The 26,165-nt window shown below is 63.3% G+C and carries 39 protein-coding genes; 34 read left to right on the forward strand and 5 right to left on the reverse strand.

Annotated features, from left to right (window positions below):
- Window positions 1–174: 174 nt before the first annotated feature.
- The 4 genes from sufC to G8O24_RS03795 are packed head-to-tail and all read left to right on the forward strand — an operon-like array spanning window position 175 to window position 3,838.
- Complete coding sequence (gene sufC, locus G8O24_RS03780) at window positions 175–933, forward strand: Fe-S cluster assembly ATPase SufC (protein WP_188096627.1); 759 nt, start codon at window positions 175–177, stop codon at window positions 931–933.
- Between the two features lie 4 nt (window positions 934–937).
- Window positions 938–2,257, forward strand: coding sequence for a Fe-S cluster assembly protein SufD (sufD, locus tag G8O24_RS03785; protein ID WP_188096628.1), 1,320 nt, complete (start codon window positions 938–940; stop codon window positions 2,255–2,257).
- 4 nt (window positions 2,258–2,261) lie between these two features.
- The gene (locus G8O24_RS03790; RefSeq protein WP_188096630.1) at window positions 2,262–3,503 is read left to right on the forward strand and encodes a cysteine desulfurase; all 1,242 of its coding nucleotides are present in this window, start codon (window positions 2,262–2,264) and stop codon (window positions 3,501–3,503) included.
- Window positions 3,500–3,838, forward strand: coding sequence for a nitrogen fixation protein NifZ (locus tag G8O24_RS03795; protein WP_244645725.1), 339 nt, complete (start codon window positions 3,500–3,502; stop codon window positions 3,836–3,838). The genes G8O24_RS03790 and G8O24_RS03795 overlap by 4 nt, the downstream gene beginning before the upstream one ends.
- Before the next feature lie 14 nt (window positions 3,839–3,852).
- Here the strand turns inward: G8O24_RS03795 and G8O24_RS03800 are convergent, their stop codons facing one another.
- Window positions 3,853–4,305, reverse strand: a complete 453-nt coding sequence (locus G8O24_RS03800; RefSeq protein WP_188096631.1) for a SufE family protein — start codon at window positions 4,303–4,305, stop codon at window positions 3,853–3,855.
- 349 nt (window positions 4,306–4,654) lie between these two features.
- Here G8O24_RS03800 and nifD point away from each other — a divergent pair, with 349 nt between their 5' ends.
- From nifD to hspQ, 9 genes are all read left to right on the forward strand, one after another.
- Window positions 4,655–6,157 carry a nitrogenase molybdenum-iron protein alpha chain gene (nifD, locus tag G8O24_RS03805; protein ID WP_025037826.1) on the forward strand — a complete coding sequence of 501 codons (1,503 nt, stop codon included), beginning with the start codon at window positions 4,655–4,657 and terminating at the stop codon, window positions 6,155–6,157.
- Between the two features lie 74 nt (window positions 6,158–6,231).
- Window positions 6,232–7,791, forward strand: a complete 1,560-nt coding sequence (nifK, locus tag G8O24_RS03810; protein ID WP_188096633.1) for a nitrogenase molybdenum-iron protein subunit beta — start codon at window positions 6,232–6,234, stop codon at window positions 7,789–7,791.
- A gap of 119 nt (window positions 7,792–7,910) precedes the next feature.
- Entirely contained in the window at window positions 7,911–9,578 is a 1,668-nt protein-coding gene (gene nifE / locus G8O24_RS03815; protein ID WP_188096634.1) for a nitrogenase iron-molybdenum cofactor biosynthesis protein NifE, read from the forward strand.
- A gap of 10 nt (window positions 9,579–9,588) precedes the next feature.
- The gene (gene nifN / locus G8O24_RS03820; protein ID WP_188096636.1) at window positions 9,589–10,971 is read left to right on the forward strand and encodes a nitrogenase iron-molybdenum cofactor biosynthesis protein NifN; all 1,383 of its coding nucleotides are present in this window, start codon (window positions 9,589–9,591) and stop codon (window positions 10,969–10,971) included.
- 21 nt (window positions 10,972–10,992) lie between these two features.
- Window positions 10,993–11,388, forward strand: a complete 396-nt coding sequence (nifX, locus tag G8O24_RS03825; RefSeq protein ID WP_100178669.1) for a nitrogen fixation protein NifX — start codon at window positions 10,993–10,995, stop codon at window positions 11,386–11,388.
- Between the two features lie 11 nt (window positions 11,389–11,399).
- Window positions 11,400–11,870 carry a NifX-associated nitrogen fixation protein gene (locus G8O24_RS03830; protein WP_188096638.1) on the forward strand — a complete coding sequence of 157 codons (471 nt, stop codon included), beginning with the start codon at window positions 11,400–11,402 and terminating at the stop codon, window positions 11,868–11,870.
- 9 nt (window positions 11,871–11,879) lie between these two features.
- The gene (locus G8O24_RS03835) at window positions 11,880–12,080 is read left to right on the forward strand and encodes a CCE_0567 family metalloprotein (RefSeq protein ID WP_028137114.1); all 201 of its coding nucleotides are present in this window, start codon (window positions 11,880–11,882) and stop codon (window positions 12,078–12,080) included.
- 15 nt (window positions 12,081–12,095) lie between these two features.
- Window positions 12,096–12,383: a ferredoxin III, nif-specific gene (gene fdxB, locus G8O24_RS03840; RefSeq protein WP_188096640.1), complete on the forward strand. Its 288-nt coding sequence runs from the start codon at window positions 12,096–12,098 to the stop codon at window positions 12,381–12,383.
- Window positions 12,384–12,403: 20 nt separating this feature from the next.
- Window positions 12,404–12,721: a heat shock protein HspQ gene (hspQ, locus tag G8O24_RS03845; protein ID WP_188096642.1), complete on the forward strand. Its 318-nt coding sequence runs from the start codon at window positions 12,404–12,406 to the stop codon at window positions 12,719–12,721.
- Window positions 12,722–12,729: 8 nt separating this feature from the next.
- On the opposite strand, the gene G8O24_RS03850 is transcribed toward hspQ, so the two are convergent.
- Window positions 12,730–13,044 (reverse strand): hypothetical protein, encoded by a 315-nt coding sequence (locus G8O24_RS03850; protein ID WP_191093048.1) that lies wholly within the window; start codon window positions 13,042–13,044, stop codon window positions 12,730–12,732.
- Entirely contained in the window at window positions 13,044–13,487 is a 444-nt protein-coding gene (locus G8O24_RS03855; RefSeq protein WP_188096645.1) for a hypothetical protein, read from the reverse strand. The genes G8O24_RS03850 and G8O24_RS03855 overlap by 1 nt, the downstream gene beginning before the upstream one ends.
- 298 nt (window positions 13,488–13,785) lie before the next feature.
- Here G8O24_RS03855 and G8O24_RS03860 point away from each other — a divergent pair, with 298 nt between their 5' ends.
- Entirely contained in the window at window positions 13,786–14,190 is a 405-nt protein-coding gene (locus G8O24_RS03860; protein WP_188096646.1) for a Rieske (2Fe-2S) protein, read from the forward strand.
- Window positions 14,191–14,200: 10 nt separating this feature from the next.
- On the opposite strand, the gene G8O24_RS03865 is transcribed toward G8O24_RS03860, so the two are convergent.
- Window positions 14,201–14,791: a hypothetical protein gene (locus G8O24_RS03865; protein WP_188096648.1), complete on the reverse strand. Its 591-nt coding sequence runs from the start codon at window positions 14,789–14,791 to the stop codon at window positions 14,201–14,203.
- A 351-nt stretch (window positions 14,792–15,142) separates the two neighbouring features.
- On the opposite strand from G8O24_RS03865, the gene G8O24_RS03870 reads away from it, so the two are divergent.
- The 20 genes from G8O24_RS03870 to G8O24_RS03965 all read left to right on the forward strand — a co-directional run bounded on the left by G8O24_RS03870 (window position 15,143) and on the right by G8O24_RS03965 (window position 25,906).
- Window positions 15,143–15,463, forward strand: a complete 321-nt coding sequence (locus G8O24_RS03870; RefSeq protein ID WP_080136068.1) for an iron-sulfur cluster assembly accessory protein — start codon at window positions 15,143–15,145, stop codon at window positions 15,461–15,463.
- Window positions 15,464–15,504: 41 nt separating this feature from the next.
- Window positions 15,505–15,798 carry a NifU family protein gene (locus G8O24_RS03875; RefSeq protein ID WP_188096650.1) on the forward strand — a complete coding sequence of 98 codons (294 nt, stop codon included), beginning with the start codon at window positions 15,505–15,507 and terminating at the stop codon, window positions 15,796–15,798.
- 29 nt (window positions 15,799–15,827) lie between these two features.
- Window positions 15,828–17,024 (forward strand): cysteine desulfurase NifS, encoded by a 1,197-nt coding sequence (nifS, locus tag G8O24_RS03880; RefSeq protein WP_188096651.1) that lies wholly within the window; start codon window positions 15,828–15,830, stop codon window positions 17,022–17,024.
- Entirely contained in the window at window positions 17,021–17,242 is a 222-nt protein-coding gene (gene nifT / locus G8O24_RS03885; protein WP_100178678.1) for a putative nitrogen fixation protein NifT, read from the forward strand. The genes nifS and nifT overlap by 4 nt, the downstream gene beginning before the upstream one ends.
- A complete protein-coding gene (locus tag G8O24_RS03890) occupies window positions 17,242–18,108 on the forward strand; it encodes an SIR2 family NAD-dependent protein deacylase (RefSeq protein ID WP_188096653.1) in 867 nt (288 codons plus the stop codon). Before nifT ends, G8O24_RS03890 begins: the two co-directional genes overlap by 1 nt.
- A gap of 289 nt (window positions 18,109–18,397) precedes the next feature.
- A complete protein-coding gene (gene nifB, locus G8O24_RS03895) occupies window positions 18,398–19,948 on the forward strand; it encodes a nitrogenase cofactor biosynthesis protein NifB (protein ID WP_188096655.1) in 1,551 nt (516 codons plus the stop codon).
- Window positions 19,949–19,958: 10 nt separating this feature from the next.
- The gene (locus tag G8O24_RS03900) at window positions 19,959–20,183 is read left to right on the forward strand and encodes a 4Fe-4S binding protein (RefSeq protein WP_188096657.1); all 225 of its coding nucleotides are present in this window, start codon (window positions 19,959–19,961) and stop codon (window positions 20,181–20,183) included.
- Window positions 20,184–20,193: 10 nt separating this feature from the next.
- Window positions 20,194–20,502, forward strand: coding sequence for a HesB/IscA family protein (locus G8O24_RS03905; RefSeq protein ID WP_188096659.1), 309 nt, complete (start codon window positions 20,194–20,196; stop codon window positions 20,500–20,502).
- A 13-nt stretch (window positions 20,503–20,515) separates the two neighbouring features.
- Window positions 20,516–21,046, forward strand: coding sequence for a hypothetical protein (locus G8O24_RS03910; protein ID WP_188097050.1), 531 nt, complete (start codon window positions 20,516–20,518; stop codon window positions 21,044–21,046).
- Complete coding sequence (locus G8O24_RS03915) at window positions 21,039–21,812, forward strand: 4Fe4S-binding leucine-rich repeat protein (RefSeq protein WP_188096661.1); 774 nt, start codon at window positions 21,039–21,041, stop codon at window positions 21,810–21,812. Before G8O24_RS03910 ends, G8O24_RS03915 begins: the two co-directional genes overlap by 8 nt.
- Complete coding sequence (locus G8O24_RS03920; RefSeq protein WP_188096663.1) at window positions 21,809–22,126, forward strand: nitrogen fixation protein NifZ; 318 nt, start codon at window positions 21,809–21,811, stop codon at window positions 22,124–22,126. Before G8O24_RS03915 ends, G8O24_RS03920 begins: the two co-directional genes overlap by 4 nt.
- Window positions 22,126–22,365, forward strand: a complete 240-nt coding sequence (locus tag G8O24_RS03925) for a nitrogen fixation protein NifZ (RefSeq protein WP_188097052.1) — start codon at window positions 22,126–22,128, stop codon at window positions 22,363–22,365. The genes G8O24_RS03920 and G8O24_RS03925 overlap by 1 nt, the downstream gene beginning before the upstream one ends.
- Before the next feature lie 10 nt (window positions 22,366–22,375).
- Complete coding sequence (locus G8O24_RS03930; RefSeq protein WP_188096665.1) at window positions 22,376–22,735, forward strand: DUF3024 domain-containing protein; 360 nt, start codon at window positions 22,376–22,378, stop codon at window positions 22,733–22,735.
- A gap of 9 nt (window positions 22,736–22,744) precedes the next feature.
- Entirely contained in the window at window positions 22,745–23,014 is a 270-nt protein-coding gene (locus tag G8O24_RS03935) for a DUF6129 family protein (protein ID WP_188096668.1), read from the forward strand.
- The gene (locus G8O24_RS03940) at window positions 23,011–24,219 is read left to right on the forward strand and encodes a DegT/DnrJ/EryC1/StrS family aminotransferase (RefSeq protein ID WP_188096670.1); all 1,209 of its coding nucleotides are present in this window, start codon (window positions 23,011–23,013) and stop codon (window positions 24,217–24,219) included. Before G8O24_RS03935 ends, G8O24_RS03940 begins: the two co-directional genes overlap by 4 nt.
- Before the next feature lie 36 nt (window positions 24,220–24,255).
- Window positions 24,256–24,564: a 2Fe-2S iron-sulfur cluster-binding protein gene (locus G8O24_RS03945; protein WP_188096672.1), complete on the forward strand. Its 309-nt coding sequence runs from the start codon at window positions 24,256–24,258 to the stop codon at window positions 24,562–24,564.
- A gap of 16 nt (window positions 24,565–24,580) precedes the next feature.
- Window positions 24,581–24,805, forward strand: a complete 225-nt coding sequence (locus G8O24_RS03950; RefSeq protein ID WP_188096674.1) for a hypothetical protein — start codon at window positions 24,581–24,583, stop codon at window positions 24,803–24,805.
- Window positions 24,806–24,822: 17 nt separating this feature from the next.
- Window positions 24,823–25,272, forward strand: a complete 450-nt coding sequence (locus G8O24_RS03955; protein WP_188096676.1) for a Rieske (2Fe-2S) protein — start codon at window positions 24,823–24,825, stop codon at window positions 25,270–25,272.
- Window positions 25,273–25,286: 14 nt separating this feature from the next.
- A complete protein-coding gene (locus G8O24_RS03960) occupies window positions 25,287–25,454 on the forward strand; it encodes a hypothetical protein (protein WP_181769333.1) in 168 nt (55 codons plus the stop codon).
- A 23-nt stretch (window positions 25,455–25,477) separates the two neighbouring features.
- The gene (locus G8O24_RS03965; RefSeq protein ID WP_188096678.1) at window positions 25,478–25,906 is read left to right on the forward strand and encodes a group II truncated hemoglobin; all 429 of its coding nucleotides are present in this window, start codon (window positions 25,478–25,480) and stop codon (window positions 25,904–25,906) included.
- Window positions 25,907–25,918: 12 nt separating this feature from the next.
- Here G8O24_RS03965 and G8O24_RS03970 read toward each other — a convergent pair whose 3' ends face one another.
- Window positions 25,919–26,164, reverse strand: a complete 246-nt coding sequence (locus G8O24_RS03970; RefSeq protein WP_188096680.1) for a hypothetical protein — start codon at window positions 26,162–26,164, stop codon at window positions 25,919–25,921.
- Window position 26,165: the final 1 nt, after the last annotated feature.

The following is a 26,165-nucleotide window of genomic DNA, read 5'->3' on the forward strand; positions in this document are numbered from 1 at the left end:
AGCGCGGCCTTTCGCAGGAAGAGGCGGTCGGCCTCGTCGTCAACGGCTTCGTCAAGGACGTGCTGCAGCAGCTGCCGATGGAGTTCGCGGTGGAAGCGCAGAAGCTGATCTCGATCTCGCTCGAAGGAAGCGTCGGATGACGATATTTGGACCCAGCAGGCAGGGAGAAGTGTGATGACGGCGCTCCTGGAGATTCGCGGACTGAAGGCCGAAATCGACGGCCGCCAGATCCTGAACGGGCTCGATCTCACCGTGAACAAGGGCGAGATCCACGCCATCATGGGCCCGAACGGCGCCGGCAAGTCGACGCTGTCCTATGTGCTGTCGGGCAAGCCGGGCTACGAGATCACCGGCGGCGACGTGTTCTTCAATGGGGATGACCTGCTTGCCATGGATCCCGACGAACGGGCGGCCAAGGGGCTGTTCCTGGCCTTTCAATATCCGCTCGAAATCCCCGGTGTCGCCACGCTGACATTCCTGCGCACGGCGTTGAATGCCCAACGCAAGAAACGCGGCGAGGAGGAACTGTCGTCACCCGACGTGCTGAAGCGAGTGCGTGAACTCGCCAAGCAATTGAGTATCGACCCGGAGATGCTGAAGCGGCCGCTCAATGTCGGCTTCTCCGGCGGCGAGAAGAAGCGCAACGAGACGCTCCAGATGGCGCTCCTGGAGCCAAAATTGTGCGTGCTGGATGAGACCGATTCCGGGCTGGACATCGATGCGCTACGCATCGTCGCCGATGGCGTCAACCGCCTGCGCGCGGCCGACCGTGGCATGATCGTGATCACCCACTACCAGAGACTGCTGGACTATATCGTGCCAGATGTCGTGCACGTGCTGTCGGCAGGACGCATCGTCAAGACCGGCGGCAAGGAGCTTGCGCTCGAGCTGGAGGCGACCGGCTACGCACAATATCAGCACGAAGCGGCGTGACTCCATGAATGCTCAGATCCGTCCCGTGAAGACTGCCGCCGAAATTGGCTTCGCCGATTTGTTCGCGGCTGTACTCAAGGACCTGCCCGGCGGCAGCAGTACCCAGGCGATACGGTCTGATGCCTTCGATCGCTTCGCGGCACAGGGACTGCCGCATTCCCGGGTTGAGGCGTGGAAGTATACCGACCTGCGGCGTCTGGTGTCCGATGCCAAGCCGCTGGCGTCGCGGCCTGATGCGGCCGCCAAATCCGCGGCCGGCGGAGCCGGGGCAGTGTTCGCCGGTGTTGACGCTCGGCGGCTGTTGATTGTCGATGGTGCCTTTGTACCCGAATTGTCCGATCTTGCTGCTCTCGAAGCCGGTGTCGCCATTCGCGCGACGGTCGAGGCGCTGGGGGCGGAGGAGATCCCGCTTCCATTTGGCATGGCCAGCACCGATCCGGTCGCGGCCCTCAATACCGCGCTCGCCGGCGACGGTGTCTTGATCACGGTTGCCGCCGATGTCATCGTGGAGCGGCCGATCCATCTCGTCTTCGTGACGACGCGCACTGCGCCGGGAGCGATGTTTACGCGATCTCGGCTGGAGCTTGGCAGCGGTGCCTCGCTGACGCTGGTCGAGACCCATGAAGGACCGGATCAGTCGGACTACCAGGTCAATGCGGCCCTGCAGGTGGACATCGGTGACAAGGCCAGCCTGGATCATATCAAGATCACCAGCGAAGGCGCGGCAGCGCTGCATCTTGCGACGCTGGAGGCGCTGATCGGCGCGGGTGCGAATTACCGCGAGTTCGGGCTCACGATGGGCGGTGCCGTGGTGCGCAACCAGCTCTTCCTGAGACTTGCCGGCGAGGGAACCAACACCAGCGTGCACCAGGCGAGCCTTCTGGCCGGCGATCAGCACGCGGATACCACGCTCACCGTCGATCACGCCGCCGCCGGCTCGCAGAGCCGGGAGGTGTTCAAGGCCGTGGTCGACAACGAGGCGCGCGCCGTTTTCCAGGGCAAGATCACGGTGCAGCAGGGTGCGCAGCAAACTGACGCCAGGATGATGGCGCGGGCGCTGCTGCTGTCGGACGATGCCGTCGTCAATTGCAAGCCGGAGTTGGAGATCTTCGCAGATGACGTGCAGTGCGGGCACGGCACCACGACGGGCGCGCTCGACGATCAGTTGAAGTTCTACCTGATGGCCCGCGGCATTCCGGAAAAGGAGGCCGAGACGCTGTTGATCGAAGCCTTTGTCGGCGAGGTGATCGACGCCGTCGCGCACGATGATCTGCGCGATGCATTGTCGCAGACGATGCTCGCCTGGCTCAAGAGACGGAAATGATGCGATGCATCCCGCGGTGAGCAATGGAAGCTATGACGTCACCCGAGTTCGCCAGGACTTCCCGATCCTGTCGATGCAGGTGCACGGCAAACCGTTGGTCTATCTCGACAATGCCGCCTCGGCCCAGAAGCCAAAGGCGGTGCTCGACCGGCTGACGGAGGCCTATACCAGCGAATACGCCAACGTCCATCGCGGCTTGCATTACCTCGCCAACGCGGCCACCGAAGCCTATGAGGGCGCGCGCGACAAAGTCGCGAAGTTCCTGAACGCGGAGCGGCGCGAGGAGATCGTGTTCACTCGTGGCGCCACGGAGGCGATCAATCTCGTGGCCCAGACGTTTGGCCGCGAGCGGATCGGCGCAGGCGACGAGATCGTGCTCTCGATCATGGAGCACCACGCCAACATCGTGCCATGGCACTTCCTGCGCGAACGGCAGGGAGCCGTGATCAGATGGGCGCCGGTTGACGATGATGGCAATTTCCTGCTCGACGAGTTCGAGAAGCTGCTGAACGAGCGTAGCAAGCTGGTCGCGATCAGCCAAATGTCGAACGTGCTCGGCAGCATCGTCCCGGTCAAGGAGATCGTTCGCCTGGCGCATGCGCGCGGAATTCCCGTCTTGGTCGACGGTTCGCAGGCCGCCGTGCACATGGACGTCGACGTCCGCGATATCGGCTGCGACTTCTACGTCATCACGGGCCACAAGCTGTATGGACCGACCGGGATCGGCGCGCTCTATGGCAAGTACCAGCATCTCGCAACGATGCCTCCGTTCAATGGCGGCGGTGAGATGATCCGTGAGGTCTCCCGCGACACCGTCAGCTATGGTGAGCCGCCACACCGCTTCGAAGCCGGGACGCCGCCGATCGTGCAGGCGATCGGCCTCGGCGCGGCCATCGACTATTTGGAATCGATCGGCAAGGGACGGATCCGCAAGCACGAGAACAGCCTGCTGGACTATGCTCAGGAGAGGCTGCGCGGAATCAATTCGCTGCGGATCATCGGGAGCGCCGCCGACAAGGGGCCGGTCGTGTCGTTCGAGATGAAGAATGCGCACGCCCACGATTTTGCAACCGTCATCGACCGCTCCGGCGTTGCGGTGCGGGCCGGCACCCATTGCGCGATGCCGCTGCTCGACCGCTTCGGCGTGTCCGCGACCTGCCGCGCCTCCTTCGCGCTCTACAACACCATGGAAGAGGTCGACGCGCTGGCCGAGGCCTTGGTCAAAGCCCAGGAGATGTTCTCATGAGCGACCAGATCGCAGCCAAACCGCGGCCTATCTCCCGCATCGTCTGCGATGCCCGTCGGCGGCGAACTAGGCAGAGCATGGAACGGCGGTTCACTGGCGAATTCTCGCTTGGCGAGCCTGTCCGCGCCGCGACCGTGATCAGGAACGACGGCACGTATCCGCACAAGGACATCGGCGAGCCGCTGGTGCATCCCGGCGATACCGGCATCGTCCGCGAAAGCTGGAGCTTCCTCGGCGAGATCTACTATACCGTTGAATTCATGGCCCGGTCAGTGTTCGTCATCATGCGTGGCCACGAAATGGCGCGAATGGGAACCACGTTCGACGTGGTCTGACCGGTTGGCGGATATCACGCGGCGTCGACCAGCACGGCAGTCGCGTCTGCGCGCATCCGGGTTACCATCGACCGGAAGCCGTTCGACCGCTGCGGCGTCAAGTGCTCGCCGAGTCCGAGGCGCGCGAACAGGGCGAGGGGGTCTTCGCTCGCGATCTCAGAGGCGGACCGTCCCGACAAGAGCGCGATCAGGATCGCAACCAGGCCGCGGACGATATGCGCATCGCTGTCGCCGAGGAATGTGAGGACCGGCTGCCCGTTCCGATGCCCGACGGTGGTCGCCAGCCAGACCTGGCTGGCGCAGCCCTGCACCTTGTTCGCATCCGAGCGGAGCGCCTCGGGAAACGCGGGTAGCTGGCGTCCGAGCTCGATGACATAGCGGTAGCGATCGTCCCATTCATCGAGCAGTGAGAAGTTCTCGATGATGTCCTCGATGTGTGTCGGTCGGGAAGTGGTTTCAAGCTGCATGGTCGCCTCGATGCGTTGGTGAGATGCATCAAGCAAGCTCCATACCGCGGCCGGTCGATGTCTCCGGGCAGGAAAATTCATGTTCGAAGCCGTCCGGCAGCGGTGCATTGTTTTGTTTCGGACAGCCTTTCCGCGCACGCGCATGTCGACATGATGCGATGTCGGGTTTGCAACAATCGAAGGCTTCCAAGCTATCTGTCTCCAATCGCTTCGTTTTTTGTCGTGCGAAGCCGCTGGCACACTCGTTGCAAAAGTCCTTATGCAAGGCGACCTCGCGGAGAGATCGCGAGAGCGGCGCGCCGGTTGAGGCGTCCGATCGTTCACACAGGGATAACCGAGGGATATTCGTATGAGCCTAGCAACCACCGAGAGCGTCGCCGAGATCAAGGCCCGCAACAAGCAACTGATCGACGAGGTCTTGAAGGTCTATCCCGAGAAGACCGCCAAGCGTCGCGCCAAGCACCTCAACGTCCACGAGGCCGGCAAGTCCGATTGCGGCGTCAAGTCGAACCTGAAATCCATCCCCGGCGTGATGACCATCCGCGGCTGCGCCTATGCCGGCTCCAAGGGCGTGGTGTGGGGTCCGATCAAGGACATGATCCACATCAGCCACGGCCCGGTTGGCTGCGGGCAGTATTCCTGGGCGGCCCGGCGCAACTACTATATCGGCACGACCGGCATTGACACCTTCGTCACCATGCAGTTCACCTCCGACTTCCAGGAGAAGGACATCGTGTTCGGCGGCGACAAGAAGCTCGCCAAGATCATCGACGAGATCCAGGAGCTGTTTCCGCTCAACCACGGCATCACCATCCAGTCGGAATGCCCGATCGGCCTGATCGGCGACGATATCGAGGCCGTGTCGAAGGTGAAGTCCAAGGAATACGACGGCAAGACCATCGTTCCCGTGCGCTGCGAAGGCTTCCGCGGCGTCTCCCAGTCGCTTGGTCACCACATCGCCAACGACGCCGTGCGCGACTGGATCTTCGACAAGGTCAACCCGGAAGCCAAGCCGGCATTCGAGCCCACGCCCTACGACGTCGCGATCATCGGCGACTACAACATCGGAGGCGATGCCTGGTCCTCGCGCATCCTGCTCGAAGAGATGGGCCTGCGCGTGATTGCGCAGTGGTCCGGCGACGGCAGCCTCGCCGAGCTGGAAGCGACGCCCAAGGCGAAGCTCAACGTCCTGCACTGCTACCGCTCGATGAACTACATCTCCCGCCACATGGAAGAGAAGTTCGGTATTCCGTGGTGCGAGTACAACTTCTTCGGACCGTCCAAGATCGCGGAGTCCCTGCGCAAGATCGCGAGCTTCTTTGACGACAAGATCAAGGAGGGGGCCGAGCGTGTCATCGCAAAATACCAACCTTTGATGGATGCTGTGATCGCCAAGTATCGCCCGCGCCTCGAAGGCAAGACCGTGATGCTGTTCGTCGGCGGCCTCCGCCCCCGCCACGTCATCGGGGCCTACGAGGACCTCGGCATGGAGGTGGTCGGCACCGGCTACGAGTTCGGTCACAACGACGACTACCAGCGCACCGCCCAGCATTACGTCAAGGACGGCACGCTGATCTATGACGATGTCACCGGCTACGAATTCGAGCGCTTCGTCGAGAAGATCCAGCCAGATCTCGTCGGCTCGGGCATCAAGGAAAAGTACGTCTTCCAGAAGATGGGCGTGCCTTTCCGTCAGATGCATTCCTGGGATTATTCGGGTCCCTATCACGGCTATGACGGGTTCGCGATTTTCGCCCGTGACATGGACATGGCGATCAATTCCCCGATCTGGAAGAAGACCAAGGCACCCTGGAAGGATGCCCCGCGGCCGAGCCTGATGGCGGCGGAATAGCAGCACGGCCCGGCTCCTCCCGAGGGAGGGGCCGGGGCAGGCGATCGAACACGAAATCAAACCAAGGTGCCATGATGACACAGAATGCCGAACACGTGCTCGATCACTTCGAGCTGTTCCGAGGTCCGGAATACCAGCAGATGCTGGCCAACAAGAAGGCGCTTTTCGAGAATCCGCATGACCCTGCGGAAGTCGAGCGCATCCGCGAATGGGCCAAGACGCCCGAATATCGGGAGAAGAACTTCGCTCGCGAAGCCCTGACCGTCAATCCCGCCAAGGCCTGCCAGCCGCTCGGCGCGGTGTTCGTCGCCGTCGGCTTCGAGGGCACGCTGCCCTTCGTGCACGGCTCGCAGGGCTGCGTCGCCTATTACCGCAGCCATCTGTCACGGCACTTCAAGGAGCCGAGCTCCTGCGTGTCCTCCTCGATGACGGAGGATGCGGCGGTATTCGGCGGCCTGAACAACATGATCGACGGCCTCGCCAACACCTACAGCATGTACAAGCCGAAGATGATCGCGGTTTCCACCACCTGCATGGCGGAGGTGATCGGCGACGACCTCAACGCTTTCATCAAGACGGCAAAGGAGAAGGGATCGGTTCCGGCGGAGTACGACGTTCCGTTCGCTCATACGCCAGCTTTCGTCGGCAGCCACGTGACCGGCTATGACAACGCGCTCAAGGGAATCCTTGAACACTTCTGGGACGGCAAGGCCGGCACCGCGCCGAAGCTCGAGCGCAAGGAGAACAGCAAGGTCAACTTCATCGGCGGCTTCGACGGCTACACCGTCGGCAACATCCGTGAGATCAAGCGCATCTTCGAGCTGATGGGGATCGAGTACACCATCCTCGCCGACAACAGCGACGTGTTCGATACGCCGACCGACGGCGAGTTCCGCATGTATGACGGCGGTACGACGCTCGAGGACGCGGCGAACGCCATCCATGCCAAGGCGACCATTTCGATGCAGCAATACTGCACCGAGAAGACGCTGCCCTTCATCCAGGGGCATGGCCAGGAGGTCGCAAGCTTCAACCATCCGGTCGGCGTCAGCGCCACCGACGAGTTCCTGATGGCGCTGTCGCGCATCACCGGCAGGCCGATCGCGAAGGCGCTGGAGCAGGAGCGCGGCCGCCTCGTCGATGCCATGGCCGACTCCAGCGCCCATATCCACGGCAAGAAATTCGCGATCTACGGCGATCCCGATCTCTGCTACGGGCTCGCAGCCTTCCTGCTCGAGCTTGGCGCCGAGCCGACCCATGTGCTCTCCACCAACGGAAACAAGGCCTGGGCGGAGAAGATGGAAGGGCTTTTCGCCAGTTCGCCGTTCGGCAAGAACTGCCATGCCTACCCGGGCAAGGATCTCTGGCATATGCGCTCGCTGCTGTTCACCGAGCCGGTCGATTTCCTGATCGGCAACACCTACGGCAAGTACCTCGAGCGCGACACCGGCACGCCGCTGATCCGCATCGGATTCCCGGTGTTCGATCGCCACCATCACCACCGCTATCCGGTGTGGGGCTATCAGGGCGGCATGAATGTGCTGGTGAAGATTCTCGACAAGATCTTTGACGAGATCGACAAGAACACCAACGTGCCTGCCAAGACCGACTACAGCTTCGACATCATCCGCTGATGTCGCGAAAATCTGCCGCCGCCTCACGTGCAGGCGGCGGCAGACCACAAGTCTAGCCAGAGCGATCGAGACTGCGGGGCGAAGTGCTCGCGCAGCGGGTCCAAGAACGGGAGAGACGAATGAGCTCGCTGTCGGCCACCATCCAGGACGTCTTCAACGAGCCGGGTTGCGGCAAGAATGCCAACAAGACGGAGGCCGAGCGCAAGAAGGGTTGCACCAAGCAGCTCCAGCCCGGCGGGGCCGCCGGCGGTTGCGCCTTCGACGGCGCCAAGATCGCGCTCCAGCCCTTCACCGACGTCGCCCATCTCGTCCACGGCCCGATCGCCTGCGAGGGCAATTCCTGGGATAATCGCGGCAGCGCCTCGTCGGGCTCCGATCTCTGGCGGCGCAGCTTCACCACCGACATGAACGAAACAGACATCGTGTTCGGCGGCGAGAAGCGGCTCTACAAGGCGATCAGGGAAGTCATCGAGAAATACGATCCCCCGGCGATCTTCGTCTATCAGACCTGCGTCCCCGCCATGATCGGTGACGACATCAATGCGGTCTGCAAGGCTGCCGCAACAAAGTTCGGCAAGCCGGTCATCCCGGTCAATTCGCCGGGCTTTGTCGGCCCGAAGAACCTCGGCAACAAGCTCGCCGGCGAGGCGCTGCTCGAGCATGTGATCGGCACTGAAGAGCCCGACTATACGACGCCTTACGACATCAACATCATCGGGGAGTACAATCTCTCCGGCGAGTTCTGGCAAGTGAAGCCGCTGCTCGACGAGCTCGGCATCCGCATCCTCTCCTGCATCTCCGGTGATGGCAAATATCGCGAGCTCGCCTATTCGCACCGTGCCAAGGCTGCGATGATGGTGTGCTCCAAGGCGATGATCAACGTCGCGCGCAAGATGGAGGAGCGCTACGGCATCCCGTTCTTCGAGGGCTCGTTCTACGGCATCCAGGACTCCAGCGACTCGCTGCGCGAGATCGCGCGCATGCTGATCGAACGCGGCGCGCCGGCGGAGCTGATGGAGCGGACCGAGGCGGTGATCGCGCGAGAGGAGGCCAAGGCCTGGGCCGCGATCGAGCGCTTCAAGCCGCGGTTCAAGGACAAGAAGGTGCTGCTGATCACCGGCGGCGTGAAATCGTGGTCCGTGGTCGCCGCGCTCCAGGAGGCGGGGCTCGAGATCGTCGGCACGTCCGTGAAGAAGTCCACCAAGGAGGACAAGGAGCGGATCAAGGAGCTGATGGGCCAGGACGCCCATATGATCGAGGACATGACGCCGCGCGAGATGTACAAGATGCTGAAGGACGCGAAGGCGGACATCATGCTGTCCGGCGGCAAGTCCCAGTTCGTCGCCCTGAAGGCGGCGATGCCCTGGCTCGATATCAATCAGGAGCGCTGCCACGGCTATATGGGCTACATCGGCATGGTCAAGCTGATGGAGGAGATCGAGAAGGCGCTTTACAATCCGATGTGGGCGCAACTCCGCAAGCCGGCTCCATGGGACGATGCCGGCGTCAACTGGCAGGCCAAGGCAATGGCGCAGATGGACGCGCAGGCTGCCGAGATCGCCGCCGATCCGGTCCGCGCCGAGGAGGTCAGGCGCGCCAAGAAGATCTGCTTCTGCAAGACGGTCGACCTCGGCACCATCGAGGATGCCATCGCCGCGCACGGCCTTGCCACCGTCGATGGCGTCAAGGAGCATACCAACGCCTCGGGCGGCTGCGGGGCCTGCAAGGGACGGATCGAGGACATCCTCGTCGCGCAGCCGGCGCCCGTGCTTCAGGCGGCGGAGTAGGGCTCGGCCGATGGCGATTGTCACCGCTTCGAAGAAGGCCTGCTCGGTCAATCCGCTCAAGATGAGCCAGCCGATCGGCGGCTCCTTCGCATTCATGGGTCTGCGCGGTGCGATGCCGCTGCTGCATGGCTCGCAAGGCTGCACCTCGTTTGGCCTGACGCTGTTCGTGCGGCACTTCAAGGAAGCGGTGCCGATGCAGACCACCGCGATGAGCGAGGTCGCGACCGTGCTCGGCGGCTATGAGAATGTCGAGCAGGCGATCCTCAACATCTACAACCGCACCAAGCCGGAGATCATCGGCATCAACTCGACCGGCGTCACCGAGACCAAGGGCGACGACGTCGAAGGCTTCATTCGCTTGATCCGGCAGAAACATCCCCATCTCGAGAAATTTCCGCTCGTTTACGTTTCCACGCCCGATTTCAAGGATGCGTTCCAAGATGGCTGGGAGAAGACGGTTGCGCGCATGGTCGAGGTGTTGGTCGATCCCGTCGAGGCGGGGGCTGCGCGCGATTTGGCGCGCGTTAACGTGCTGCCGGGCTGCCATCTCACGCCCGGAGATCTCGATGAGCTGCGCACGATCTTCGAGGATTTCGGTCTCAAGCCGTCCTTCCTGCCTGATCTTGCCGGCTCGCTCGACGGCCATATCCCCGACGAGTTCACGCCGACCACGATCGGCGGCATTGGCGTGGACGAAATCGCCTCCATGGGGCAGGCGGCCTGGACCATCGCGATCGGCGCGCAGATGAAGCGCGCGGCCGAGGCCATGCAGGAGAGAACCGGCGTGCCTTTCCGCCTGTTCGAGCGGCTCTGCGGCCTCATCCCCAACGACGAATTCATCGCCTTCCTGAGCGAGATCAGCGGCCGGCCGGTGCCATTGAAGTACCGCCGGCAACGTGGCCAGCTCGCGGACGCGATGCTGGACACGCATTTTCATATCGGCGGCCGCAAGCTCGCAATCGGCGCCGAGCCCGATTTGCTGTTCGACCTGTCGAGCATGCTCTACGAGATGGGCGCCGAGGTCGCAGCGGCGGTCACCACGACGACCTCGCCCGTGCTGGAACGTGTCAAGGCGCAGGAGGTGCTGATTGGCGATCTCGAAGATCTGGAAGACCTCGCCAAGGCGCGCGACTGCGATCTCCTCATCACCCATTCGCACGGCCGCCAAGCGGCGTCGCGCCTGAAGATCCCGTTCTACCGGGCGGGTTTCCCGATGTTCGACCGGCTCGGCGCCGGCCACCAGCTTTCGGTCGGCTATCGCGGTACGCGCGACCTGGTGTTCGATCTCGCCAATCTCGTCATCGGCGACCGCGAGGCCAACCACCAGCCGACGCCCGACACCTGGCGGACCACGGACAGCGGCCTTCAGGTCGTCCCACCGCAACTGCACTGACGGAAGAAGAGGACCAGACCGATGAAAGTCGCCTTTGCCACCCAGGACCTGAAGCGCGTCGATGCGCATTTCGGCTGGGCCAAGAACATCGCCATCTACGACGTAAACCCGGACGGCCATCGCTTCGTCGAGGCGATCCAGTTCGACGGCGATCTCAAGGAAGACGGTAACGAGGACAAGCTGGCGCCGAAGATCGAGGCGATCAAGGACTGTACGATCCTCTACGTCGCCGCGATTGGCGGATCGGGCGCGGCCCGGGTCGTCGCCAACAACATCCACCCGATGAAGGTGGCGCAGCCCGAGGCGATCGACGACCTCTGCGTCAAGCTCGAGGACGTGCTGAAGGGTTCGCCGCCGCCGTGGCTGCGCAAGGTGCTCGCCAAGGGCCAGGAACGCAGCTTTGATTTCGAAGACTGAAGGAGCCCGCCATGACTGAAGCGGCTGAACTGATCCAACCCGACGCCGCGGCGGAAGCGCCGTTCGTCAAGGAGCTCGTCAAGATCTGGCGGGCCCAGGATACCCACGGCGCCTGGGAGGGCAAGAAGGACCTCGACCTGCTCGAGCCCTACATCCTCGACAAGGAGAAGCGTCGTGCGCTGCCCATCGTCGGCGATCCCGACCCTGACACGATCTGGCGCATGGAGCTGTTTTTCAATGCGGTGGCGCTTTCGATCGAGAAGGCGACCGGCGTGATGATCTCGCCGATGCTGAAGATGCACCATGAAGGTTTCGGTCGCATGGTCCTGATCGGCGGCCGGCTCATCGTCGTCAACAAGCAGCTCCGCGACGTGCATCGTTTCGGCTTCGACAATCTTTCCAAGCTCGCGGCTGAAGGCGACAAATATGTCGCCGGCGCGGTCGAGATGATCCGTAAATTTCCCGATGTGGCGAATTATTGAGGTTTGAGCATGAGCGATCTTGAAACCCTGAAAGCCGAGATCAAGAAGCTGTCGGCCAAGGCCACGCAGGCCAAGATGGATCTCCACGATCTCTCCGAGGAGCTTCCAATCAACTGGACCTCGATCCTGAGCGTGGCGCAGAAGGCCCACGACGCCTTCGCCGAGCTCGAGCGCAAGCGCGAGGACCTCAAGACGCTCGAAAAGGCCTGAGGCGGGATCCCGACCATGTCCTACGCAACCCGCGACGGCCGCGACTGGAAGCCGGACTATCTGGTGTCGATCGATGCCCAGAAGTGCATCGGCTGCGGCCGCTGCTACAAGGTTTGCGGCCGTGAGGTCATGACGCTCAAGGGTATCAACGAGGACGGCGAGATGATCGACCTCGACGACGATGATGACGAGGTCGAGAAGAAGGTCATGGTGATGAACGACGACGGCGCCTGCATCGGCTGTGGCGCCTGCGCACGGGTCTGTCCGACCAACTGTCAGACCCACGCCCCCGCAGCGGCTTGAACGCCGTGGCGGACCGCCCGATGAGAAAGACCAGGTTTGCCAGGTACAATATCGGCCAGGTGATCCGTCACCGGGTCTACGCGATGCGCGGCGTTATCTTCGACGTCGACACGTCTTTCGCCGGTACGGACGGCCAACCCGTGCCTGACGGGACGGCGGCCGATCTGGTGTACCGGTTGTTCGCCGAAGACGACGAAGTCCCTTATGTCGCGTGCATCGCCGAGCACGATCTCGAGCCCGACGATTCCGGCGAGCCGGTCGGCCACCCCAGCCTTGGCGCGATGTTCGAGATCGGCGAAGCCGGCGGTTATCGCCGGCACCGCCGTGCGTTGAACTGACGCGCCACCTACTCGATCCCCTGTTCTCGCGCTTTCATCATCGCAGCAATACGGAAACGCTCGTGGATGGCGACGGGATTGGCCAGCATTCCAGCTTCCGCCTGCCTGAAGGCCGCGAAAACGATCTCGGCTTCCGCTTGCGTCAGGGGCACACGGCCGGCTATGTGGGTCGCCTCTGGAGCAGCGGCGCGGATCGCGCGGCGATACGGGTGATCCTTCACCTCGATCAATTCGTTCGCTTCGAGCTTGCCGCCGAGGGTGATCGCGAGCCCGACGACCTCAAGCTTGCGGCCGTCCTGCGTTATCTTGACCAGGATCGCCATCACGGTACCTGCGGCATGGCAAAACCGGGGCGGGGATGGGCGTCGTAATAGTCGGGCCGCTCCGGCCAGCCGCCCTCTGCGATGAACTTGAAGGCGGTGATCTTCACCGGTGCGCCTTGCGAGCAGGAGACTTCGGCAAACTTGATCTCCCGCGGGCCGGGCCCGGCGGAAAAATCCGCGACCACGGTGCCGTCGGCCTTGCAGGCGCGGGCAAAGCCCGGCGTGCCGACGCTGCTCGCCGGCACGGGATTGGCGACCAATTTCTCGCCGTCCGCAGCGAAGGCGGGGCTCGCAAACCTGAACGTGGCGAGCACGCCGCTGCGATCGACGGGACGATCCGCCGTGATCGGGCGCGCGACCGAGTAGACCGTCAGCGTGCCGCCATCGAGCAGCGCCTTGATCTCGTCTTCCGAACAGGCGGCGAATTCGGATGCGACATTCATATCGTTCTCCATGCCAAGAGGTCCGACTGAACAACATCAATTTCCATGCCACCTCGCGCGTGCATGCCAAGGGGCGAGGCGCCTTCGAACGCGATGGAATCGGCTCGCATATTGCGCCCGTGCGCCGAGTTGGGGCCGGTCGCCGCGACAACGACCGACGTGCGTGTCGGATTCCGGACAGAACGACAGGAGCGCATCACGGCGCGCCTAGCGCGATTCTTGCAACGGGTCCGAGACGTCTGCCAAGACGTCTGCCCAAAACATCTACCCAAGACATCCTGCCGCAAACGAGGACAGCATGGACCAGAGTACCGCCTACGCGATCTGCGCGTTCAATGACATTCCAAGCCAGCGGGCGATCGGCTTTCATCTCATGATCCTCGGTGAGGACGGCGAGCCTCGGCCGTGGCCGATCGTGATCGTGCGCTGGGGCAAGCAGGTGTTCGGCTATCTCAACCGGTGCCCGCACAATGGCGTGAATCTGGACTGGGAACGTAACCAGTTTCTCGATGGGAACGGCACCAGGCTGATGTGCGGCAAGCACGGCGCCACCTTCGAGCTCGGCACCGGCAATTGCGTGAACGGCCCTTGCAAGGGCGAGAGCCTGACGCCGATCGCGCTCGCCGTGCTCGACGGCGATATCTGCGTGACCGGCGTGACGCTGGTCGAGGAGGACGAAGCGGCCTGCGAGGAAGAGGTCTGACGCGGATGCGTCAGACCGGGCGGTTCTCGTTCCGGTTCTTCACCGGCTCCATCTTCGCGACACCGTCTTCGAAGGAAATCTCGGTGTAGGATTCATTGAGGTTCTTTGCGGCATCAAGCAGATAGTCGAGCTTGCCGGCGGTGTCGAGCTTCTTGATGTCGTTCTTGTCGACGCCGGCAAGATCCATCATCTCTTTCCATACCGTGGATTCGTCGCACGGCAGGATTCGGAACTCGATATCGCCGATCCTGGTGCGGTATTTCGCCAGGAGGTCGATGTTGTTACAGAACATGAAGTAGCTGCCCTTCGGGCTCAGTGCGCCGTCCAGGACCTTGGCGACGTCGGCAAGATAGGCGTAGGAGTGCAGATAGCCCGCGAGCACGGGAATGGTCTCCTCGCCCTCCTGCGCCACGGTCAGCACCTGTTCGATCGAGTAGTCCGGCGGGCGCTTCTCGTCGGCGACCTGGGCCTGGAACTTCAGTGCGATGTCGCCGCGAAAGCCGAAGCGGCCGGGCTTGGTTGTGTCGCCCTTCAGCACCGCGTTCAGCAGCCGGCCCTCCTTGTCCAGGCGGCCAAGGGCGGTGTTGTCGATCGTCGTCATGAATCTCTCCTGGTCTCATCTGCCGCGCGGCTGTCTGCCGGCGCGAAGGGTTCGATGGCGCTTGTGTTCGATGGCGCTTATGCAAGGAGTTTGCCGACCGCGCGTGGATGCGCCGAAAGTTCGACTGCAGCAGGAATCCGCGCCGGCTGGTGTGGCCGCGCTGCGTTAGCTGGTATCGCTTTGCCGTTCCGCTCGTCGCCGGCGCACCACGACCGCCTGTCGCAAACCCGACAAGCGTCGCAAAGGCAACAGGCGCACCCTGGGCGAAAACGCAGCGGTTTCAGACATATGCGCTCTGGCACGGGACTTGCGATCCCTCATTGCAACAGACCCAGACAGCGAGGGCGAGCGATGATCAACCTGACGGACAGCGCGGTAAATGCGGTGAAGACCGCGATCTCCTCCGCGGCGCAGCCGGCGAGCGGCTTGCGTATCATGGTCGAGACCGGCGGCTGCGCCGGCTTCAAGTACATGATGGGTCTCGCCGAGGAGGCCAAGCCGGACGACACCGTGATCGAGCGCGGTGGCGTCAAGGTGTTCGTCGACAATGCAAGCCACGAGCATCTCAACGGCACCACGATCGACTTCGTCGTCGCCTTGGAAGGCTCCGGCTTCACCTTCGACAATCCCAACGCGAAGTCGAGCTGCTCCTGCGGCAAGTCGTTCAGCTGAGCTGCGTCCGTCGATCCGATCCGTCACAGAGAGAATTTGAAATGCTCGTCGAATCCGAACAGCAGAAACAGTCGCCTGCCGCCGAACCCTCGAGCCGCGAGCAGATCGTCCGCGCCGTGCTCGACGAGATCAGACCCAATCTCAAGCGTGACGGCGGCGATTGCGAGCTGCTCGAGATCGACGGCAACAAGATCATGGTCAGGCTGACCGGAGCCTGCGTGTTCTGCAAGCTTGCCAGCGCCACGCTGGAGGGCATCCAGGCGCGCCTGATCGAACGGCTCGGCGAGTTCGTCCGCCTGATCCCTGTTGCCGGAGCGGCCAAGCCCCGTCACTGAGCAAGCTTCGTCACTGAAAAGAGGGTTTCGTGCGGCCGATCTACCTCGACAACAACGCGACGACCCGCACGGATCCTTCGGTCGTCGCGGCGATGCTGCCGTTCTTTTCGGACCAGTTCGGCAACGCATCTTCGGTGCATGCTTTCGGCAGCGACGTCGCCCAGGCGGTGAGGGAGGCGCGTCGCAGCGTCCAGGGACTGATCGGCGCAGCGTTCGATCACGAGATCGTCTTCACCTCGGGCGGAACCGAGTCCGACAATACGGCGATCCTGTCCGCGCTTGCCGTGCAGGAAGGGAGGGACGAGGTCGTCACCACCGCCGTGGAACATCCCGCTGTGCTGTCGCTGGTCGAGGATCTCGCGCACCGCGGCATCAAGAGCCATCTTATCCCCCTGGACACGCGTGGCCGCCTCGACATCGAGGCCTACCGTCGCGCGCTCGGTCCGCGCACCGCGATCGCCTCCGTGATGTGGGCGAACAACGAGACCGGCACAATTTTTCCGGTCGAGTTCCTGGCGAAGATGGCCCGCTCGGCGGGCGCGCTGTTTCACACCGATGCCGTGCAGGCGGTCGGGCGGATTTCGATCGACCTGAAGGCAACCGAGATCGACATGCTGTCGCTGTCGGGCCACAAGCTGCACGGTCCCAAGGGCATTGGCGCGCTCTATGTGCGCAAGGGCACGAAATTCAAGCCGCTGATCCAGGGCGGTCCGCAGGAGCGGCGCCGCCGCGCCGGCACCGAGAACGTCCCCGGCATCGTCGGCTTGGGCAAGGCGGCCGAACTCGCCGCGAGCCAGCTGGAGCAGGAGCGGCCCGCGGTTGCCGTACTGCGCGACCGACTGGAGCAGCAGATTCTGCAGTTCGGCCACTGCATGGTGCTTGGCGACATCAAGTGCCGGCTGCCGAATACCTCCAACATCGCATTCGAGCATCTCGAAGGCGAGGCGATCATTCATCATCTGAACCGCGCCGGCATTGCCGCGTCGCTGGGATCGGCCTGCGCCTCCGGCTCGATGGAGCCCTCGCATGTGCTGCGCGCGATGCATGTGCCGCCGCAGTTATTGCGCGGCGCGATCCGTTTCTCCCTGTCCCGCGAGACCACGGCCGATGAAGTCGATCGGGTCTTGCTGGTGCTGCCGGAGATACTGTCGAAACTGAGAGCATTGTCTCCTTCGTGGCAAGAGCGCGCGAGCGACACCTCTCGTCCAGCGGAGATTAGTCTATGAAAGTCATGATTCGCCGTTCCCCAGAGACCGGCCTGTCGATCTACGTGCCGAAAAAGGATCTCGAGGAGCCGATCGTCGAATCCGAGCACGAGACCCTGTGGGGCGGCTGGATCAAGATCGCCAACGGCTGGGTGCTCGACTTGCCGCAGATGGCCGCCGATACCAATTTGCCGATCACGATCAACGCCAAGAAGCGCGGCGGAGAGGGAGACGAGTGATGAACGCGCCGATCCCGCAGATCGACTTCACCAATCCCGCCGACGCAGAGGCGATCCTTCACGGCGTCGTCACGCAGCTGCGGGGCGGCACCGTTATTCCCTATCTCGGGCCGGGCGTCGCCGAGCTCGCCGAACCGGCCGTGCCGATGAACCCGGAAGCCTTGGCGGCCTTCTTCGGCACCAAGGTGGCGCTGCCGCGCCGCGCCCGCGGCAATGCCTGGGCCTCCGCGCAGCACATCGAGAGCACCAGGCACCGCGCCACCGTGACCGCGCTGATGGCCGATGCCTTTTCCAGTCCGGTCGCACCGACCGCGCTGCATCGCCATCTCGCTACCTTGCCGCTGCCGCTGATCGTCGACAGCTGGTACGACGGCGCGATGCGAAGTGCGCTCGCCGGGCGCGGCGACTGGGGCGAGATTCAGGGCATCACCCGCGCCGGCATCGGCGAGGACCGCTGGTACCGGTTCTACGATGCCAGCGGCCAGGAGGTCGATCGCGCGCAGGCCAAGGGCTGGACCACGATCCTCTACAAGCCCCATGGCAGCGTCGCGCCGGCGAAGAATTTTCTGATCTCCGACGCCGATTATGTCGAGGTGCTGACCGAGATCGACATCCAGACACCCATCCCGGACGAGGTGAAGGCGCGGCGCACTGGCCGCAGCTTCCTGTTCCTCGGCTGCCGCTTCAACGACCAACTGTTGCGCACCTATGCGCGACAGGTCTCGAAGCGTTCGAGCGACACCCACTATGCCGTCGTCGAGCCTGACGCCCTGTCGAAGAACGAATTGCGCTTCCTGGTCAGTCAAGGCCTGACCCCGGTTGCGGTCCCGCTTGCGCGCGCAGTCGAGATCGTGCTGGCGGGCTGACCCTTCATCGACTCGTCGATCTGACGATCTCCGCGCGAACGATCTTCGCGCGGAGATCGCGTGCGCATCGACGTATCGTGTCGACGATGTCGCGTCTGTCATCTTTCCAACATGCGTTGGCAATCCGACACTGTTCGGTGAACTCGCTAACCCCTTGAAGCAAGCAAAGAAAGTCGCCGACGCGACGGTGGCATGCGGGTTGCTAATACCTTTCTAGAACGACTCTTAGGACGCTTCTCGAAATCCGAGCCCCGTAAAATCTGTCGGGCTTGCAAGGAGAATTGAGCACATGGACGTTTCAGCGCAACACGACGCGAGCAACAGCAATGTCGGCGAGATCATGCAGGCCATCGCCGAGCATAAAGGCTGCGGCACCACAGGCGGCAGCGGCAAGGCGAGTTGCGGATCGTCTGCGGGGCAGGGCGACCTGCCGACCGAGATCTGGGAGAAGGTGAAGAACCATCCCTGCTACAGCGAGGAGGCGCACCATCACTACGCACGCATGCATGTTGCGGTCGCGCCGGCCTGCAACATCCAGTGCAATTACTGCAATCGCAAGTACGACTGCGCCAACGAATCCCGTCCCGGCGTGGTCAGCGAGAAGCTGACACCCGAGCAGGCTGCCAAGAAGGTGCTGGCCGTCGCCTCTACCATTCCGCAGATGACGGTGCTCGGTATCGCCGGCCCGGGAGATCCGCTGGCAAATCCGGAAAAGACCTTCAAGACGTTCGAGCTGATCAGCCAGACCGCGCCCGACATCAAGCTATGCCTCTCGACCAATGGCCTTGCACTGCCGGACCACATTGACGCGATCGCAAAATTCAACGTCGATCACGTCACCATCACCATCAACATGGTCGATCCGGAGATCGGCGCGAAGATCTATCCCTGGATCTTCTACAAGCACAAGCGCTACACCGGTTACGAGGCCGCCAAGATCCTGACTGACCGGCAGCTCCAGGGCCTGGAGATGCTCACCGAGCGCGGCATCCTCTGCAAGATCAACTCGGTGATGATCCCGGGGATAAACGACCAGCACCTGGTCGAGGTCAACAGAGCCGTGAAATCGCGCGGCGCGTTCCTGCATAACATCATGCCGCTGATCTCCGCGCCCGAGCACGGCACGGTGTTCGGCCTGAACGGCCAACGCGGGCCGAGCGCGCAGGAGCTGAAGGCGCTGCAGGATTCCTGCGAAGGCGAAATGAACATGATGCGGCACTGTCGGCAGTGCCGGGCCGACGCCGTCGGTCTGCTCGGCGAAGACCGCAGCGCCGAGTTCACCACCGAGAAGATCATGGCCATGGAGGTCAAATACGACTCCGAGACCCGCAAGGCGTATCAGGAGAAGGTCGAGGAGGAGCGGGTTGCCAAGGTCGCGGCCAAGCAGGAAGAGCTCGCCGAGCTTGCTGGCGCGTCCAGCGACATCAAGGTGCTGGTCGCGGTCGCGACCAAGGGCTCCGGTCTGATCAACGAGCATTTCGGTCACGCCAAGGAGTTCCAGGTCTACGAGCTCTCCACCGCGGGGGCAAAGTTCGTCGGCCACCGCCGCGTCGATCTCTATTGCCACGGCGGCTACGGCGAGGAGGACAGTCTGGAGACCATCATCCGGGCCATCAATGACTGCCATGCGGTGTTCGTGGCCAAGATCGGCGGCTGCCCGAAGGCAGACCTGATCAAGGCCGGGATCGAGCCGGTCGATCAATTCGCCCACGAGTACATCGAGAAGTCGGCGATCGCCTGGTTCAGGGCCTATCTCGACAAGGTCAACAGCGGTGAGATCACCCATGTGGAGCGCGGCGACGCCGCCATCCGCCAGGGTGCGCTGATTTCGGCGGCTTGAGGAGAGCCCGATGCCGTTCAAGATCATCGCTTCGCAGTGCACGAGCTGCTCGGCCTGCGAGCCGGAATGCCCGAATGTCGCCATCCGCGAGAAGGGCGGGACGTTCGTGATCGATCCCAAGAAATGTACCGAATGCATCGGTCATTTCGACGAGCCGCAATGCGTGGCGGTGTGTCCGGTCGACAACACCTGCGTCATCGACACCTCGCTGCCGCGCTATCAGCCGCCCGCCTAGGAGGACAGCCATGAACTTCACGATCACGCCCGCCGCGCAGAAATTCATGCGCATGATGCTCCGCGTCGACGGCGGCGCGGGCAGCGGCTTCCGTCTTGCCGTCAGCCCGGGTGGTTGCTCGGGCCTTGCCGCCGATATCCACGTGCTAGCCGAGCCCCGCGCCGGCGATGCCGTGGTCGAGCGCGACGGCGTCAAGCTGTTCCTGCCGGCCGAAAGCCGGCTGCTGCTTGAGGGCGTGACCATCGATTTCGCGGATACGCCGACCCAGACCGGGCTCGTGTTCCACGATCCGAAGCAGGTTTCCTGCAGCCACCATTGAACACACGCAGATGATGCCCGACACGTTCGTCAGCCCGCAAGTCGAGATCAACGAGGCGCTCGTCACCAGCGCCTTGCTTGGCCGCGGGCTGCCGAGCGAAGCCGAGCATCATTTGTGGGAGGCAGGTCTATCCTATCACCTGGACGACATCGCGGAGCATCATTTGCGGGAAGCCGAGGCAGTCGCGCCCGGCCACGCGGCGGTGCTGATCGGCCTCTATCGATTCTATTTCTACAAGGGGCGTCTCGCCGAGGCGCTTGATGTCGCCCGGCGTTGTCTGCTCAAGGCGGCGCACGAGAACGGCCTTCCCGCCGATTGGCGCCGTGTTCGAGCGGAGGACGCCGAGTTTGGTCGCTATGAAAACATCCTCGCGCGCTTCTTGCTGTTCTCGTTGAAAGGCTACGCTTACTTGCAGATGCGCCTGGGACAGACCGAGGAAGGGCGGATCGCAGTGCAGAAGCTGCTCGAACTCGATCCCACCGACAAGATCGGCGCCAAGGTGCTTCTGGGCGTGCTCGACCGGATGGGGCAGGACGATGAGTGACGACATCGACGAAGCCCTTGATTGGCAGGGCAATCGGGTCGATTGCTCCGGATGCGCGCATCTGGTGCTGAACGGCACCGGCAGCTGCCGGATCCGGCACGCCTGCGTCAATGATCGTTATGCCCGTCGGATCGACCGCTTCTTCACCTGGAATCCCGCTCTCGCCGACGGCTACCTCAGCCATCCGCATTTCGAGGTCCGCGCGATCGCGGCAAAATTTGCCAATTTGTTCCTGCTTCCCCCGCTGCTCGACGATGCCGACGAAACCGTGCGCTGGAACGCGGTTCGCCGCCTGCCCAAACGCTACGCCTTGCAACTGCGCAAGGATCCGCATCGCGAGGTGAGGATGCGAGTTGCCACCCTGATCGAGGGCGACGAGCTGCTGCCAATGGCTGGCGACGAGGACTACTACGTGCGCCTCGTCGTCGCGCGCAGGCTGCCGCCGCTACTACTCGGCCGGATGACCAATGACGAGGAGGCGGAGGTTCGGCGCGTCGTGGCCCGGCGTGTTCCGGATGAATGGCTGCTCGGCATGATCCATGATCGCGACGCGGCCGTGCGGCTCGAGGTCGCGCAGCGCCTGTCGCCTGAGCCTTTGGCGCTCATGCGCCGCGATACGGATTGGCGTATCCGCTACGAGGTTGCGAGCCGCGCAGCAGCCGGAGAGGTTGCGGGGCTGGTCGAGGACCAGGATAGCCTGGTGCGCGAGGTCGCGCGATCGCGCATCGCCGTGCGGCTCGAGCGCGGAACAGGGACTTCCGCATGAGCAACATCGTCCGTGACAGCGACGTCGTCGAGCTGACAGCACCGCCCTTCTTCAATTTCGGCGAGAAGGTGCGGGCCAAGCGCACCATTCGCAATGACGGTACCTATGCCGGCAAGGAGATTGGCGACATCCTCGCCAAGAAGGGCGAGATCGGCTACGTGGTCTCGATCGGCACCTTCCTGCAGCAATTCTACATCTATGGCGTCGAATTCCTCGAAAGCGGCAACCGCGTCGGGATGAAGCGCAAAGAGCTCGACCCCGTTACCCCGCGCGATGCGGTCGAAGACATTCCGCTGCCGGAGGCTGCATCATGATGATCGAACCGAAATTGCCGAAGTATCAATGGGGCCAGCGCGTGAAGGCGGCAGTGGACCTGCACAATGATGGCTCGTTTCCCGATGCACCGGCCGAGGGCCTCCTCGTGGCTGTCGGCGGTGCCGGCGAGATCGTGCAGGTCGGCCGGCATACCGAGGCCAATCTGCCGATCTATCTCGTCGAGTTCGGCGAGCGGCTGGTGGTGGGCTGCCTCGAAGAAGAAATCAGTCCGCTGTAGGGATGCCACGATGAATGCCGCAGTCCGCAGACGAATCGATGCCGCCATGCCGGCACATCCGAACGAGCTGGATTCCAGGCGAATCGAGCGCGCGTTGAGATCGCGGCAGCGTTATCGCTATGTTTCGCCGAACGTCGAGGGTGTCGCCGGCGGCTATCTGATCCAGAGCCCCTGCTGCTCGCGCAACATCGATACCGAAGGCGGCGTGATCGAAATCGCGCTGCTGCACTATGATGGCGCGAGCGCAACCTGGCAGCTGCTCCGCAAGGATCACGAACGGGGCGTGTGGGTGCTGCACTCGATCCACCAGCAGTTGGCCTCGGTGACGGATGTGCTGAACGCCGATCCCGAACGCGTTTTCTGGCAGTAGGGGGAGCGGATGGCTTTGGCAGCGCACGAACTGATCGAGATCGAGCAGGCGCTCGCCGCACCGGATGCGGCGCCGCAAGCGTTCGCGACCCTTCGTCAGAGATTTCCTCACCTCGCCTGGATCCGCTGCGACGCCTCCGACGTGACGGAGACACCGTTCCGCAGCCTCGGGGCGTTCGACTTGCATCTGCTCGACGGCGCCGATCATTGCGCCCAGATCACCGACGATCCGGCGCGTGCGACTGGCATCGTGCTGGCAAAGCGGGCGGTCAAGCCATGACCGAACCGGCTCTCGTCTATGATGACGTCGCGGAGGCCGCCGAGGCACCGGCCGAGGCCGGCCATGACTTCATTCCGCTGTCCGACCCAGACATCACCCTGGCCGAAATCGGGGCGGTGGATGCCGTGCTGCGTGCGCCGCGGATCTCCAACGGCCCGCTTTCGGAAGCATTCGAGGAGGCCTTCGCCGCCTATGTCGGTCGTGCCTATGCGGTCGCAGTACCGAGCGGCACGATCGGCTTGCTGCTCGCCCTGAAGGCTTACGGCATCGGCGCCGGCGACGAGGTCATCGCCTCGGCCTACTCGTTCCGGGAGGCCGCGCACGCGATCAGCCTTGCCGGCGCGCGGCCAGTATTTGCCGACATCGACTATTGGTCCGGCAATCTGGCGCCGGCGAAGGTGGAGGAGCGCATCACGCCGAGCACGCGGGCCATTCTCGCGGCCAATACCAATGGGCACCCGGCGCCCTGGTCGGACCTCCGCGACATCGCGACCCGGCACGGTCTCGTCCTGCTGGAGGATTCCACCGAGGCGATCGGTTCGCGTTACAAGGAGAGGCTGGTCGGCAGCTTCGGCGACGTCGCCGTGTTCGATTTCGCGCAGCCGTCGCTGCTGACCTGCGGCGAGGGCGGCATGGTCGTGACCGACAACATCGACCTTGCCGTGACGCTGCGGCGTCACCGTTCGCATCGGCTGAGCGAGCGATCTTCGGTCGTGGTCGGTTCCGCCGCCCCCTATCAGGTCGGACTCAGCAATCTTGCGGCGGCGCTCGGGCTGGCCCAGCTCAAGCGCATCGACGAGATCATCGAACGCCGCCGGCTGGTCGAGCAGCTCTATGCGACGCATGTGCAGTCGTTCGAGGGTATCAAGCCGCCCTATGTCGCGCCCGATGTGACCGAGGTGAACTGGTTCCTCTATCTCGTGCATCTCGGCACCCGCTTCACCCGCTCGAGCCGGGATGCCATCGCCGAGGATCTCCGGGTCGAGCAGATCGAGGCCGCCGCCTACAGTCATCCCTTGCATTTGCAGCGGCACTATTTCGACCTCGGTTATCGCCGCGGCGACCTGCTGGTGACCGAGAAGATCGCCGATCGCGCCATTGCGCTCCCGTTTCATACCCATCTCACCGACAGTCAGATCGAATTTATCGTCGAGACCATGAAGGATGCCTCGATCAATGTCGGCGCCGGTGCGGCGATCTACTGAACCACGGATACGCATAACAAAGAGAGGATGAAGATCATGACCACACTGACTGTCTTGCCCGAAGGCAAGACTATCGAAGTTACGGAAGGCACAACGCTGCTCGCCTCGCTGCTAGGCGCGGGGATTGCGATACCCCACAAGTGCGAAGGCCAGGCCAAGTGCGGCTCATGCCATATCTTCGTGCAGGAGGGGCGCAAAGGTCTGTCGAAGATCGCAAAGCTCGAGAACGAGAAGCTCGATTCGATCGTTGGCGTCGGCTCGAAATCGCGGCTCGCCTGCCAGGCCACCGTGCTCGGCACCGAAGACGTCAAGATCGAGCTGCTCGGCTTTTCGTCGGGCCTGTGAGCGCGGGAGAGAGACGATGGACACGAAGAACGTCGTTCTTCACGCCCGCTTTGCACCCAACGGCACCGTGGTCGAGATCAGCGAGCGACCCGAGGGTCTCACGCCGCAAGCCTGGTTCAACTTCCTCAGCGATAAGGCCGGCGACGTCTACCAGACGCTTGCGGGCGGGCGGGGCGTTTTCCGGCTGACCCATGACGAGCTGGTGGCGCTGAAGCAGGCGGCCGCGCCAGCGGCGGCGTGACTTCCGGGAGGAGCGCCATGGATCCGGAAGAGATCGACGTCTTCGTCATCTGCGCGAGTGACGAGATTGAGCGCGGCGGCGCGAAAGCATTCAGCCTGTCGCGCCTTGATACGTCCGGCGAAAGCCGGCCGTTCCCGATCGTCGTGATCCGGAGCCACGACAACGCCTATGTCGGCTACGTCAACGCCTGCCCGCATGACGGGGTCTGGCTCAATATCGGCAGTGGCGACTTCTTCACGCAGGATCGCGCGTTCCTGAAATGCGGCCGTCACGGCGCCACATTCGAGATCGACAGCGGGCTCTGCATCGATGGACCCTGCAGCGGCAAGAATCTCCAGCCGATCGCGCTGGCCGTGATCGACGGCGAGGTCTGCCTGTGCGGCGAGCGGCTAGTCGAGGACGACCGCCCCTTCAACGCGTTCGAAGACCATGACGAGACCATGGAAATCATGATCCATCCGGACTAGCGGGGAAAACGGGCGTGACCGTTGCGCAGCTGCTCGATCGATTGAAGGGACTGCCGGAAGACGCCGTGGTGCTGATGGAGAGCGGCGACGGACTTTCGCGCGTGTCGACGCTGGAATTTGTCGCCGATCAAGGCCCGGGGGCACCGGCGGAGGTTATTCTTTCGCCCAGCATGGACGAATAGCGCATGGGGTAGAAGGGATCGGCATGAGCGATACCATGGTCACTGTTTCGATGTTCGAGCGGATCGGCGGTCCTGTAACCATCGACCGTCTGGTGGAAAGCTTCTATCGACGCATGGACGAACGTCCCGAAGCGGCGGGCATTCGCGCCATGCATGCGGACGACCTCACATCAACCAAGCAGGTATTGAAGCGCTACCTCACCGAATGGACCGGCGGCCCGAAGCTGTATTCGCCGGAGAAGGGGCATCCGCGGCTGCGCCAGCGTCACATGGGTTTTCCGATCGGCGGCGCCGAGCGCGATGCGTGGCTGCTCTGCATGCGCGGCGCGTTGGAAGAGACGGTCGCCGATGCAGCCGCTCGCGGCGAGCTCGATGCCGCGCTCACCAAGCTCGCGGACTGGATGCGTAACCAGGCAGGAAATCCGCACGATGCGCGCGTTGGCCACGCCTGAAGATGCATAGCGTCAGTCCGACAGCGGCAAGCCGAAGAACTCCTCCTCGGCGCCGCCCCACGCCTTGTGCAGGGCAAGGCCGCTCCGCCACTTGCCCATCTCGGTTTCGGTCGCCGCCCGGTGCGTGATCTTGCCCTCGGGGCGCTCGGCCAGCAGGAATCCTTTGCCGTTGCGGATGAAACGATTGAGGTCCTTGGTATCGGTTGGCCGCACCACGCAGCGCGGCGCGTCATCGATGAGGATGGTTGTCGGCAGCATC

Origin of the sequence: Bradyrhizobium campsiandrae (assembly GCF_014529705.1) — a bacterium.
In the GTDB taxonomy this organism is placed as follows: domain Bacteria; phylum Pseudomonadota; class Alphaproteobacteria; order Rhizobiales; family Xanthobacteraceae; genus Bradyrhizobium; species Bradyrhizobium campsiandrae.